Annotated in this window: 14 protein-coding genes; 1 reads left to right on the forward strand and 13 read right to left on the reverse strand. The window is 66.0% G+C overall.

Annotated elements, in window-relative coordinates:
* Positions 1–442: 442 nt before the first annotated feature.
* From B1818_RS00875 to B1818_RS00900, 6 genes are all read right to left on the reverse strand, one after another.
* Entirely contained in the window at positions 443–1,255 is an 813-nt protein-coding gene (locus tag B1818_RS00875) for a hypothetical protein (RefSeq protein WP_078111709.1), read from the reverse strand.
* A gap of 26 nt (positions 1,256–1,281) precedes the next feature.
* Positions 1,282–2,232: a polyphosphate kinase 2 gene (gene ppk2 / locus B1818_RS00880; RefSeq protein ID WP_058251299.1), complete on the reverse strand. Its 951-nt coding sequence runs from the start codon at positions 2,230–2,232 to the stop codon at positions 1,282–1,284.
* Between the two features lie 102 nt (positions 2,233–2,334).
* Positions 2,335–2,856, reverse strand: a complete 522-nt coding sequence (locus B1818_RS00885) for a DUF6764 family protein (RefSeq protein ID WP_058251300.1) — start codon at positions 2,854–2,856, stop codon at positions 2,335–2,337.
* A 109-nt stretch (positions 2,857–2,965) separates the two neighbouring features.
* On the reverse strand, positions 2,966–3,406 hold the full coding sequence (locus B1818_RS00890) for an SRPBCC family protein (RefSeq protein ID WP_058251301.1): 441 nt from the start codon (positions 3,404–3,406) through the stop codon (positions 2,966–2,968).
* Positions 3,407–3,520: 114 nt separating this feature from the next.
* The gene (locus B1818_RS00895) at positions 3,521–4,198 is read right to left on the reverse strand and encodes a DUF4166 domain-containing protein (RefSeq protein WP_058251302.1); all 678 of its coding nucleotides are present in this window, start codon (positions 4,196–4,198) and stop codon (positions 3,521–3,523) included.
* 138 nt (positions 4,199–4,336) lie between these two features.
* Positions 4,337–4,945 carry a TetR/AcrR family transcriptional regulator gene (locus B1818_RS00900; RefSeq protein ID WP_078111710.1) on the reverse strand — a complete coding sequence of 203 codons (609 nt, stop codon included), beginning with the start codon at positions 4,943–4,945 and terminating at the stop codon, positions 4,337–4,339.
* A gap of 126 nt (positions 4,946–5,071) precedes the next feature.
* Here B1818_RS00900 and B1818_RS00905 point away from each other — a divergent pair, with 126 nt between their 5' ends.
* Positions 5,072–5,554 carry a PaaI family thioesterase gene (locus B1818_RS00905; RefSeq protein ID WP_058251304.1) on the forward strand — a complete coding sequence of 161 codons (483 nt, stop codon included), beginning with the start codon at positions 5,072–5,074 and terminating at the stop codon, positions 5,552–5,554.
* Positions 5,555–5,575: 21 nt separating this feature from the next.
* Here the strand turns inward: B1818_RS00905 and B1818_RS00910 are convergent, their stop codons facing one another.
* The 7 genes from B1818_RS00910 to urtA form a co-directional block, all read right to left on the reverse strand.
* A complete protein-coding gene (locus B1818_RS00910) occupies positions 5,576–6,277 on the reverse strand; it encodes an urease accessory protein UreF (RefSeq protein WP_238995009.1) in 702 nt (233 codons plus the stop codon).
* Positions 6,278–6,338: 61 nt separating this feature from the next.
* Positions 6,339–6,860 carry a hypothetical protein gene (locus B1818_RS00915; protein WP_078111712.1) on the reverse strand — a complete coding sequence of 174 codons (522 nt, stop codon included), beginning with the start codon at positions 6,858–6,860 and terminating at the stop codon, positions 6,339–6,341.
* Between the two features lie 11 nt (positions 6,861–6,871).
* A complete protein-coding gene (locus B1818_RS00920; RefSeq protein WP_078111713.1) occupies positions 6,872–7,714 on the reverse strand; it encodes an urease accessory protein UreD in 843 nt (280 codons plus the stop codon).
* Positions 7,711–8,337: an urease accessory protein UreG gene (gene ureG / locus B1818_RS00925; RefSeq protein WP_078111714.1), complete on the reverse strand. Its 627-nt coding sequence runs from the start codon at positions 8,335–8,337 to the stop codon at positions 7,711–7,713. Before ureG ends, B1818_RS00920 begins: the two co-directional genes overlap by 4 nt.
* A gap of 9 nt (positions 8,338–8,346) precedes the next feature.
* On the reverse strand, positions 8,347–10,062 hold the full coding sequence (gene ureC, locus B1818_RS00930) for an urease subunit alpha (protein WP_058251309.1): 1,716 nt from the start codon (positions 10,060–10,062) through the stop codon (positions 8,347–8,349).
* Positions 10,040–10,810 (reverse strand): urease subunit beta, encoded by a 771-nt coding sequence (gene ureB, locus B1818_RS00935; RefSeq protein WP_078111715.1) that lies wholly within the window; start codon positions 10,808–10,810, stop codon positions 10,040–10,042. The genes ureC and ureB overlap by 23 nt, the downstream gene beginning before the upstream one ends.
* Positions 10,811–10,853: 43 nt before the next feature.
* Positions 10,854–12,086 (reverse strand): urea ABC transporter substrate-binding protein, encoded by a 1,233-nt coding sequence (urtA, locus tag B1818_RS00940; RefSeq protein WP_368275323.1) that lies wholly within the window; start codon positions 12,084–12,086, stop codon positions 10,854–10,856.
* Between the last annotated feature and the right edge of the window lie 35 nt (positions 12,087–12,121).

Below are 12,121 nucleotides of genomic sequence, written 5' to 3' on the forward strand. Positions count from 1 at the left end.
TCGGTCGAGTTGAGGTCCATCAGCCGGGGGTGCTCGGCGGACCCTGCGTGACGCGCCCTCCGCAAGCTCCGGGCACTCCTCAGGGAACGGGCGTGACGCACACTCCGGGCAATCCTCAGTATCCGAGGCCTGGCGACCCGTCGTGGAGACGAAAGAACTCCGCTCCCTGAGGAGGCCGGAGCTTGCGGGGGCCGTCACGAAGGGTCCTGGCGAGATGCGTCGCCAACCCTTCGAGGCTCGTCGCTATCGCTCCTCGCGCCTCAGGGAGCAGAGGGAAGGCATCGCCGGCGCTCCTCGCGCCTCAGGGAGCAGAGGGAAGGCATCGCCGGCGCTCCTCGCACCTCAGGGAGCAGAGGGAAGGCATCGCCGGCGCTCCTCGCACCTCAGGGACCAATGGTCATGTCGTTCTTCGGATCTGGGAGCAGGGTTGACGCACCCTCCCTCAGCGCCGCCCGATGATCAGCCGTCCCAGGATCCCGACGGCGAACATCGCGACGCCCACGCCGCCGACGATCAGTGCGACCCGGGTGACGTCGTCGTAGGCGCCGTCGATGATGAGCTCGGCGACCTGGCGGCCCGAGCGCTCTGCGCCGGCCACCTCCTGCTTGGCGCGGTCGGCGAAGAACAGGCCCATGGCCCAGGTCGAGACGCCGGCTGCAAGCACGCCGAGCCCGAGCCACGCGAAGACGGTTCCGCGTCGTCGGGCGATCAGCAGCGCGAGCACGGCTGCGATCACGGCCACCGCCGCCGAGCCCCAGGCGAGCAGCGTGATCTGGCCACCCACCTCCGCGTACCGGCCCGCCTCGAGGCCCGAGGAGCCGTTGGTCAACTCGACGACCACCGGCCCCTGGATCGCGTTGCCACCGGTCAGGTTCAGGGAGCGGTTGATCATGTTCGTGATGTCGAGTTGCATCACCGAGGTGTCCGAACCGGGTGCCGGCTCCTCGAACAGGAACGCGTGCTGCTGGCCGACGACATCGGCGAAGTCCTGCTGGAACTGTTCACTCTCGGTGTAGCGGCCCGCCAGCGGCCGTACCAGGACGCCGGCGATCGGCAGGTCTGTCCGCGCGGTCGCCTGCGCGGCGATCTCATCTGCGAGGTAGTCCTTGACCTGCTGGTTCTCGGCCATCGGCGCGACCGTGGCGACGAACCCCGCCTGGTCGACGATGCGTTGATCCAGCCAGAAAGACGGTACGGCGAGAACGGTCGCCGCGATCGCGACAAGTGTCAACAGGGCACTCAGGAAGCTACGCACAGCCACGAGGCTACCGAGCCGGGGAACTACTCCCCGATCACATCCGCGGCGCGGCCGACGATCAGCGGGTCGGGCGTGCCCACGAAGGACTCGTTCTTGCCGTCGTAGTCGAAGAGACTCAGCACGTGACGCATGGCGTTGATGCGCGCCCGCTTCTTGTCGTTGGACTTCACCACCGTCCAGGGTGCGTGGTCGGTGTCGGTGGTGGCGAACATCGCCTCTTTCGCCTCGGTGTAGGCATCCCACTTGTCCAGCGACGCCAGGTCCATGGGCGACAGCTTCCACTGGCGCACCGGGTCGATCTGACGGATCGCGAACCGGGTCCGCTGCTCGAGCGGGGTGACCGAGAACCAGAACTTGACCAGGTTGATCCCGTCGTCGACGAGCATCTTCTCGAACGCCGGGACCTGGGCGACGAACTGCGTGTACTGCTGCGGACTGCAGAACCCCATGACCCGTTCGACGCCGGCGCGGTTGTACCAGGAGCGATCGAAGAACACCATCTCCCCGCCGGCGGGCAGGTGCTGCACATACCGCTGGAAGTACCACTCGGTGGCCTCGCGTTCGCTGGGCTTCTCCAGGGCGATCGTGCGTGCGCCGCGCGGGTTGAGGTGCTCGTTGAATCGTTTGATGGTGCCGCCCTTGCCCGCCGCGTCTCGGCCCTCGAAGACCAGCAGATGCCGCTGCCCGGTCTGCTTGGACCACTTCTGCAGCTTCAGCAGTTCGATCTGCAGCCGCCGCTTGGTGACCTCGTACTCGCGGCGGCTCATGCGCTCCTCGTACGGGTAGTCCTCGCGCCAGGTGTCGACGACATTCCGTTCGGGCAGGGTCAGCAGGACCGGGTCGTCGTCATCGTCGTCGTTGACCGTGAAGTGCGTGGTGTCGTGGAGGTCGACGAGTTGCTGAAGTGCTTCGCGGCCGTTGAGCACGCTGAAGTCGGGGCCGATCTGTGTCTCGGGATCGTGGAGGTCGGTCACTCCACAACGATAGGTCGAAGCGGCGAACGACGCCCGACGCTCCGGTGAACTACCGTCGCGCCGGGCGTGTTCTGTCTCTCAGGTGTCGTGAGGTGGAGCCGCTCAGTTCCGCAGGTCGATCGAACCGGCGTGCAGACATGCCTTACCCGTGCTGGTGTCGAACGCGGTCGCGAAACCGCCACTGCAGCGGGCACCTTCGGGACCGGCGTAGGCCTCGCCGCCCCAACCGCCGATCGCGACCGTCGTACCGCCGCGACGCGCCTGCGCGACGGACAGCGCGCTCGGGCCGGTCGTGACCGAATAGGCGTTGCCCCGGCTGTTGGCGCCGGCGAGCGCCGTCGAACCGGGCTGCAGGTTGTAGGCCGCGGCGTTGCCGCCGTTGTCCGAGACCGAGACCGCGGTGCCCCGACCGCTGTATTCGTCGGCACTCGCGCGACTGCCGACTCCGGCCTTGGCGCCGCAACCGCTGCGCCCCTCGACACGCTCGACCTGATGACCGTTCGACACCGAGCAACGCGTGTCCGCCGCGGCGACCCCTTCGCCCGACAACCCGGCGAAACCAACACATCCGGCGAGCCCCGCCGCCAGGACCAGGCCGCGAACGGCAAACTTCTTGATTCTCAACTGCTTTGGCCTCCATAGCTCGGGCGCCCGGTAAGGAACGCCCTCAGCGTACAGGGGCCGGCGCCGTGGAGGAGACGATCGACTCGTCACGTCCCGGTCACGATCGTCCTCAGGCCGCCGCGCGCTTCTCCACTTCCGCGGTGAGTCCCTTGCGCGCGGTGTCCACGGCCATCTTCTGGGCGCGTTTCACGATGAGTCCGGGCAGCTTGATCTTCAGCTCGACGGCCAGGTCGAAGCGGACATGGGCACCCTTGTCGGATTCGGTGACGGTGTACTTGCCGTGCTGCTCGCTCAACTGATTCGACTCGATGAGGTGCCATTCGCACGAGTTCTCGGTCCAGTCATAGGTGCAGGTCTGCTCGTCGGAGATACCCGCGGCGGTGACGACCATCCGCACCTTCTGCGGCGTGCCGTCGTCGTAGCTGGACAGGATCTCGGCTTCCTTGTGCGGGCCCGACCAGTCCGGTAGGGACTCGATGTCCATGAGCACTTCCATCACCACCGAGACCGGGGCGGCGACGTCGAATTCGATGTTCGCTGAGACAGCCATGCGCTGAACCTACCGCGCGCCCGTTCCGCCTATGCAACGAACTGTCGAGGCTGTGTCGAGCCGCGACGGAGTCGCCCTGGATTGCCGCGACGGAGTCGCCCTGGATCGAACCGTTCAGCTCTCGCGGTCGACCAGGTTGACCGGCCACGCCTCGTCCGGGATGTCACGCAACGAGCACGCCTGGTCGACGGCGGTGAACCAGCCGCGGAAGTGCATGATCTCGCCGATGACCGGGTTGCGGACGGTCGCGTCGCAGCGGAATCGATCCCGTTTCTCGTCCCACCCCTCGATGTACTTCATCTGAGCGGTGAACAGCCCCTTCATCCCGACCTTGGGTCCGCGTCCGAGCCAGCGCATCGGTCCGCTCTCGAGCAGCAGTTCGCCGGATCGCGTCACCGACGGTTCGATCGGATACAGGAACTCGGGGCCGTCGCCGAAATAGTCGACCAGACCCGTGCGCCCGGCCACCAGCAGGGAATTCAGCTTGCGCGGGCCGGTCGTGTACTGGAAGTTCCGCAGCACCGCGAGCGACTCGCGCCCCAGCTCGTCGGAGTAGCAGTAGTAACCCTGGGTGAACGGAACCATGCGACTGGTCTTCGAGGGCAGCGCATTGCGCTTGGCGTAATGCCACAGGGCGGGCGGCGGCAGCGCCGACGACACGTAGACCGACTCGTAGATCCCGCTACAGACCTGCGCGACACCGGAAGTCGAGTCGATGCCGTAGCGCCATGCGACGTTGGGATGCAGACGGTCGAAGTCCGAACCCAGCGCATGCCGGAAGACCGGCGTCATGGCGCAACCTCCCCGAGCTCACCCACCGATTCGAGCCCGCCCCGACGATGAACGGATGCAGGCCAGACGCCACCACGGCGGTGACGACATGGTGAACCTACTAACGGAGCACACCTGTGTCCAACGTCTCGCCCCGGATCAGACCCGATCGACGGCCGCGTCGCAGAGGCTCGCCAGTTCGGCTATGACGCGATCGAGGGGTTCGACGCTGCGCCGCGTCTGGCACAGTCCGACCGCTCCCTCGACCGCCGCGATGATGAGGTTGGCCAGTGAGTCGGCACGGTCGCTGTCGACGCCGTCGACCACCAGCCGCGCGGTGACCAGGTCGGCCCAGCGCTGCAGGATCTCGGCGGATGCGTCCGCCACCGCGGGTTCGCTGCGGCGGGCGAGTCCGCCGGCCAGCACGGGGCAGCCGAACTGGAAGTCGGTGTTGACCAGCAGTCGCCGCCACACCCCGCCGATCTCGCGCACCGTGTCGGCCGGGGTCATCGTGGTCGGACGCCCGATGCGTTCGGCGATGAACTCACCGGCGTACCGGACGGCTTCGGTCATCAGTTGGGTCTTACCGCCCGGGAAATGGTGGTAGATCGATCCCCGTGGTGCGGAACTCGCCGAGATCACGTCGCCGATGGAGGTGGCGGCGACCCCGTCGCGGCCGATCAGATCGGCCGCGTGCACGACCATGCGTTCGCGGGGGCCGCGGTCGTCCGCGCCGGTGACCACGGACTCGGCGGGATGTGACGCCATGCAGCAACAACTCCTATGCCGACCCTCATACAACCGATTGTGGCCAGCATACATAGCATCGGCCGAGGTCATCCCATATGCGGCGCGGCCTCACCGATATGCAGACCTTCATAATCACGGCGGAGTATGCAACCATGCATAGTCATGACGACCACGACTGACGCACCCACCGACCCCACCGCCATGTCCGGACTCGAGCTGCTGCGAGCCTGGCAGGCGGGCGGCGCCGGCTCCGACCGCCCGAGCATCGGCCGCCTCCTGGGCATGGTGCCCAAGCAGATCGACGAGGGCGCGGTCACCTTCGCCGTGACTCCGCAGCCCGACTTCGCCAACCCTCTCGGCACCGTTCACGGCGGCATCTGCGCCACGCTGCTGGACTCGGTGATGGGGTGCGCCGTCCACACCACCCTGCCCGCCGGGGTCGGCTACACGACGCTGGAGCTGAAGGTGAACTACATCCGCTCGGTCGCCGTGGACGCCGGGGAGCTGACCGGCGTGGGTACCGTCATCCACGCCGGCCGCACCACCGCGACCGCCGAGGGCAAGGTGTTCTCCGCCGACGGCAAGCTCGTCGCCCACGGGACCACCACCTGCATCGTGTTCCGGTAGCCGGATCCAAGTCCGGCTGCATCAGCTGGCGAAGAGCCGAGGCGACATCTGTGCATGTCGCATGCCGAACAGCTCGAGCGCGAAGCTGCTGGAGCTCAGGGCGTCGAGCGGAGCCCGCTCGACGTCGGCGGCAAGGTCGACGAGAGCGGGTGTCGCCGCGACCAGTGCACGCTGTGCGCCCAGCGAACCGAGCCTGCCGAGACGTACGCACGCGCTGAACGCGGATGCCATCGACGAACGCAGCGTCCCCAGGGCCGCGGTGCGCCGGTCGATCCCGAGTCCCGCCTGGACTACGGCTTCGACGACGGCCAGATTGCCCGGTGCATTCGCCGACGACACCGCGCGAAGGTAATCCGCGCGAGCACAGTCCGGCACTCCGCAGATCATCCCGACACGAGCTGCGGTGTCGGCGAGCTGACGCCCCGGCTTGAGCGACGCGTCTCGCGCGTTCTCCGAGGTCTTGTAGCTGAGCAACTCCCGATCGAGGCCCGTGAGCATCGCGAGATCGTCACTCGCCCAAGCGTGGACACCGACAACCGCATCGAGTGTCGCGACCGAGGTCGCCACGTAATCCACGACGAGCTCGACGATCTGATCGGGCCCGGCGTCGGGAAACGCACGCAGCCAGCTCTCGATGCCGTTGCTGTGGACCAGACGGCCCGCGGGAAAAGCGCTGTCGTGCAGGTTCAGCCAGCCGACGGCCGCCGCGAAGGAATCGGGCACAGAGCAATCGGACACAGCGGAGTCGATCGCGGTCCTCGGGCAGCAACTGATGACGGGTCGATCAGTCATGATGGTGATGATGGTGATGATCGGCCGACGTGTTCGACCATCCGTGTGAGGCGAGCGGGACGTCGGCCACCACACCCTGCAGACGCAGTGCGGCGAGGGTGTCCTTCGCGGTCGTCGCGCTCGTCATCAGCGGCGTCGACACCTGGTGCGCCGAGACATCCAGCGGGGCATGCTGGTTGCCCAGCAGATAACCCAGCAACAGCATTCGCCGCGCACCGTCGGGTCCGCCGTTGGCATCGAAGTCGACGACGATGGCGGGCTCGGCAGCACGACGTACCACGGTGATGGTCTCGCCGTCGTCGGCCAGGACCGCGCCGTCGTCGAGAAAGGAACCTCGTGGGAGGCGGAGCCGCACCGTCGATCCCGATGCGGTCGTGAGCATCTGTCGGTGCTTACGCGCGTCCCCCCAACCGATCTCGACGAGGTCGAGTCGACGTCCGTGGAACTCTTCATCACACTCACGTCCCAGGAGGTGGGTCACTTCCCGCGCCTGCTCGGTGGATTCAGTGGTCATGGGGTGTCCTCTCAGATCAATCGCCTTGGGGGCGGTGCCAGCATCAACAGTTCGGACCGGATTGACGCCAGACACACGGCGAGCGCCTCACGCATCGCGGGTGCTCTCGTGCCGAGCACGCGCACGATCGCACCACTCTCGCCCGGCAGTGCGCTGACGCCGCTGACCACATCCAACGCGTCCAGGGCCGATTGCAGTGCATTCTGTAATGCACCGGTGCTTCTCGTGGGAGCTACTACCAGCAACGTAGCGCAGTAGTTCGCGCCGATCAGCCGCTCCGGCAGCGAACCGGCGTCGTCGACCCGCCCTTCGGGTCGACTGAACCGAAGCGCGTCCCGCGCAACGACCTCACCGTCGACCCGCACCGTGGTCCGGCAGACGAGAGACCGGTACCGGAACCGCTCCCCACGGCCGATCCGCCCGGAAGCGAGCATCTCCCATCCGACGAAGAGCCCCGAACCCCGGACGTCGATCTCGGTGTACTGAGCGAACCGGGAGTCGGCCTGCGGAATGATCTCGCGCGGTACGAACTCGACCACCGATCGATCTGTGACCCGGATCCGTTGGTGGTGGGTTGCCCCCGGTCCGTCGTGCCCGTCGAACACCTGGGTTGCCGCCTGGGACGTGAACAGGAGATGGCTGCCGGGGCCGGCCGCCACAGTCGTGTGCAACGAGTCGTCGGCGAAGATCCCCCCGGACGGATTCTGTACGCAGAGATAGGCGATCCGTGGGTCGACGTCGACATACAGCGGTGTGGTGACCCGTTGCGGGTAGGCCTGCCGCAGATGCCGCACCCGAGTCCTTCCGCAGATATCGGCGACCACGTCGACATCGAGAACCCCCGGCTCGATCATGCCTTCGGTGGCGTGGGAAGCATTGCTCCCTTGACTATCTCGTCGGCCACCTCGACGACGCCCACCTGATGCCGTAGGTCTGTGAACAGTGTGGGTTTACTCGGCCGGGCAACCGAACAGTCGTGTCGCATGCGATCCAGGTCGGCTCCGACCATCTCGGCGAGATCGATCTTGTTCACCAGGAGCAGGTCAGCCTGCAGAAGGCCGATACCCTGCTTCCGCGGGATGTCGTCGCCGGCGGCGGTGTCGATGACGAAGATCCAGTAGTCGACGAGATCACTGCTGAACGTGGCAGCGAGATTGTCTCCGCCGGACTCGATCAGCACCGCGTCGAGGCCTGGGTAGGCAGCCGCCAGGTCATCCACGGCGGCCAGATTGACCGATGGGTCCTCGCGGATCGCGGTGTGCGGGCACGCACCGGTCTCGACGGCTCGGACCCGCGCGGGGTCGATGATGCCGCTGCGTCGTACACGCTGGGCGTCCTCGTCGGTCACCAGGTCATTGGTGATCACTGCGAGATCGACCCCGCGTTCTGTGAGGACGGGGACCAACGACTCGACCAGCCTGGTCTTGCCGGAGCCGACCGGTCCGCCGATTCCGATACGGATCGGATCCGAACTCATGCTCTCCTCCTATTTGAGCGTGTACCGGCGTCCGAGCGGGACGCTCGACATCGGTGTGCTCGTGCAGATCTCCCCGTTCACCACCACCCGGTAGGTATCGGGTTCGATGGAGATCTCGGGCAGGTGGTCGTTGTGGACGAAGTCCGCCTTGGTCAAGGCCCTCGATCCCGTGCAGCCGATCAGCGGGGTGTCGAGGCCGAGTCGTTCCCCGAGGCCCGAGTCGAGGGCCGCACGTCCGACGAAGTTGACCGACACGTCAACCGGCGACTTGCCGAAAGCCGCCCATTGCGGGCGATACTTCAGCGGTTCGCAGGTCATCAGCGAGGCGTTCGATTCGCCCATCACCGACCACGCCGGGAAGCCACCTTTGAACACCACTTCTGGACGGATACCGAAGAACTTCGGCTCCCACAGCACGATGTCGGCGAGCTTGCCGGGCTCCAGCGAGCCGACCTCGTGGTCGATGCCGAACATCTTCGCCGGATTCAACGTCAGCTTGGCGATGTAACGCAAGATGCGCTGATTGTCCGCGCCGGTACCGGCGTCGTCCGGCAACGGCCCACGCGTGGCGCGCATGTGCGAGGCGAGTTGCCACGTACGGGCGATGGTTTCGCCGATGCGGCCCATCCCTTGCGAGTCCGAGCCGATCGCGGAGATGGCGCCAAGATCGTGCAGGACGTCCTCGGCGGCGATCGTCTCTCGCCGGATACGCGACTCGGCGAAAGCCACATCCTCCGGTATCCGCGCATTGAGGTGATGGCACACCATGACCATGTCGAGATGCTCGTCGAAGGTGTTGAGCGTATACGGGTTGGTCGGATTCGTGGACGACGGAAGGCAATTCGGCTCACCCACGACCCGCATGATGTCCGGGGCGTGTCCACCGCCCGCACCTTCGGCGTGATAGGTGTGGATCGTGCGGCCACCGATTGCGCGCATGGTGTCCTCATAGAAGCCCGACTCGTTCAGGGTGTCACTGTGGATCTGCACCTGTAGGTCGAGTTCGTCGCCCGCGTCGAGCGAGGCGCGGATCGATGCCGGCGTCGCACCCCAGTCCTCGTGGATCTTGTATCCGATCGCACCGGCGAGTCCCTGCTCGATCAACGGTGCTGTGGATGCGGCACTTCCGTTCGCGATGAATCCGAAGTTCATCGGGAATGCCTCTGCTGCCCGAAGCATCCTTGCCAGATTATGTGGCCCCGAGCTGGTGATCCCCACCGTGACCGGACCCAGGCCCCCACCGATCATGGTGGTGATACCGCTCGAGATGGCTTCCTCGACCAGTCCGGCGCTGTCGAAGTGCACGTGGACGTCGATGGCTCCCGCGGTCGCGATCATGCCTTCACCCGAACGGATGTCGGTGCCGGCTCCGATCACCAGCTCGGCATCGACCCCATCCATGGTGGCGGGGTTGCCGGACTTGCCGATGCCGGCAATGCGCCCGTCCTTGATCCCGATGTCGGCCTTACGGATCCCCAGCACAGCATCGATGATGAGGACGTTCGTGATCACGAAGTCCAGTGCGCCTTCGGCATTCGTGATCGCATTGTGCACGGCCATGCCCTCACGCATGGTCTTGCCGCCGCCGAACACCGACTCGTCGCCGTATACGGTGGCGTCGGACTCCACGCGCGCCAGGAGTTCGGTGTCGGCCAGACGCACCCTGTCGCCGGTCGTCGGCCCGAACAGCTCCGCATAGTGCCTACGCGTCAGTCTCTGCACCATAGTCCCCTCCTGAAGTGGTCCTCCCGGTTACGTCTCCCGCGGACGTGTCCAGGAATCCCGCTGCGCGCAGGTCGCGTAGCGTCGCGGCGGGCAGCGCACCATCGGTTGGGCCGTTGGTCATGTCGTTGAGGCCGGTGATGACGCGCTCGCCGCCGAAGGCGACGAGTTCGACATCGTGCTCGGCCCCGGGCTCGAACCGGACGGCGGTGCCCGACGGGATGTCCAGACGCATCCCGAAGGCTTCCCGTCGATCGAACAGCAGCGCCCGGTTGGCCTCGAAAAAGTGGAAGTGCGAGCCGACCTGGACCGGTCGATCACCGGTGTTGACCACCGTGATCGCTGCTGTGTCCCGCCCGTCGTTGATCACGACGTCTTCGTCGACGAGCAGATACTCCCCGGGCGTGTGCTCGTCACCGGCCAGTCGCGTCGGCGCAGGGCCGGTTCCCGGCCGGATCGGGTCGTGAACGGTCACGAGCTTCTGGCCGTCGTCGAAAAATCCCTCCACCTGCACCGACCCCAGGAGGGCTGCGACCCCGGGGGCCACGTCGTCATCGGTGAGGAGCGACGCACCGAGTGCCGCCGCCTCCGAGACGCTGGCTCCCCCACGAGCGGCTTCCGCCACCTCGTCGGCGATGAGCGCACGCGCTTCCGGATACGTCAGTCGCAGTCCGCGCGACCGGCGTCTGCGTGAGAGTTCAGCTGCGAGGAAGAGCAGCAGCCGGTCCTCGTCCTTCGGTGTGAGATGCACAGGTGTTCCCTCTCAGATGGCCGACACGTCTGGGGTTCGCAGGTCAGGCCCCGACACCCTCAGCCCACGGATAGCTGTCGAGGAAAGGGTCGGGTTCGATCGGTCCGTCAGAACTCCACACCACGTCGAACTGACCGTCTGCGGTCACTCGGCCGATCCGCGCCGTCTTGGTGACATGGTGGTTCTCGCCGTCGACGGTGACCAGTCCCTCGGGCGCTTCGTAACTGACGCCGGCCGCAGCAGCGGACACCTCTTCCGGTGTGAACGTATCCGCCTTCTCGACCATCTGCTTCCACAGGTGCACAGCGGTGTAGGCCGACTCCATCGGGTCCGAGGTCACACTCGACGACCCGAACCGCTCCTTGAAGGCGACAACGAACTCGTCGTTCACCGGATTGTCCAGTGACTGGTAGTAATTCCACGACGACAACTGACCGACGAGATTCTGGGCTCCGATGCTCCTGACCTCTTCCTCGCCGACGCACATCGACATGACCGGCATCGTCGATGCGTTCAGGCCGACGTTGTTGTACTCGCGGAAGAATGCGGCCAACGAGTCGCCGACAACCACATTGAACACGGCATCGGCGTCGGATCGACGGATCTTGTTGACGATCGTGGAGAAGTCGGTGGAGCCGAGCGGAGCGTAATCCTCACCGACGATGGTCATTCCGTTCTCCTCCGCATAAGCACGCACAATCGCGTTCGAGGTGCGGGGGAAGACGTAGTCACTGCCCACGAGGTAGATCGACTTCACTCCTTGTTCGCGGAGGTAGTCCAGTGAGGGGATGATCTGCTGATTGGTCGTGGCACCCGTGTAGAAGATGTTCGGAGAGCTCTCCAGCCCCTCGTACTGCTGGCCGTAGTAGAGCAGCGCACCGGTGTCCTCGAACACGGGGAGCATCGCCTTCCGGCTGGCAGAGGTGTATCCGCCGAAAACTGCTGCGACACAGTCGCTCGCTACGAGCTTCTGGGCCTTCTGGGCGAAGATCGCGGGATCGGAGGCACCGTCCTCGGAGATCTGCCGCAGTTGCTTTCCGAGCACACCTCCGTCCGCGTTGATCTGCTCCACGGCGAGCGTGATGGCGTCATGGATCACGACTTCGCTCACTGCGGTACCACCGCTGAGCGAGTTGATCGATCCCACCGCGACCGAATCTCCGCTCGTATCGAGACAGTCGACGCGGCCTGCGGCGCTGTCACTGTCGGAAGCCGCACTCCCGCACGCGGACAGCATGACACCGGCCACCGCCACAGCGGTGATCGACATCGTCATGCGCCATCGGGAACGTTCACGTGAAGAGTCCGTAG

The organism is Gordonia sp. IITR100 (genome assembly GCF_002009645.1).
GTDB lineage: Bacteria > Actinomycetota > Actinomycetes > Mycobacteriales > Mycobacteriaceae > Gordonia > Gordonia hongkongensis.

Coding starts and splice junctions, on each gene's coding strand:
- urtA (WP_368275323.1), bottom strand. CDS start 12,086: ATGACGATGTCGATCACCGCTGTGGCGGTGGCCGGTGTCATGCTGTCC.
- B1818_RS00890 (WP_058251301.1), bottom strand. CDS start 3,406: ATGGCTGTCTCAGCGAACATCGAATTCGACGTCGCCGCCCCGGTCTCG.
- B1818_RS00905 (WP_058251304.1), top strand. CDS start 5,072: ATGCAACCATGCATAGTCATGACGACCACGACTGACGCACCCACCGAC.
- ureG (WP_078111714.1), bottom strand. CDS start 8,337: ATGAGTTCGGATCCGATCCGTATCGGAATCGGCGGACCGGTCGGCTCC.
- B1818_RS00895 (WP_058251302.1), bottom strand. CDS start 4,198: ATGACGCCGGTCTTCCGGCATGCGCTGGGTTCGGACTTCGACCGTCTG.
- B1818_RS00900 (WP_078111710.1), bottom strand. CDS start 4,945: ATGGCGTCACATCCCGCCGAGTCCGTGGTCACCGGCGCGGACGACCGC.
- B1818_RS00915 (WP_078111712.1), bottom strand. CDS start 6,860: ATGACCACTGAATCCACCGAGCAGGCGCGGGAAGTGACCCACCTCCTG.
- ureC (WP_058251309.1), bottom strand. CDS start 10,062: ATGGTGCAGAGACTGACGCGTAGGCACTATGCGGAGCTGTTCGGGCCG.
- B1818_RS00920 (WP_078111713.1), bottom strand. CDS start 7,714: ATGATCGAGCCGGGGGTTCTCGATGTCGACGTGGTCGCCGATATCTGC.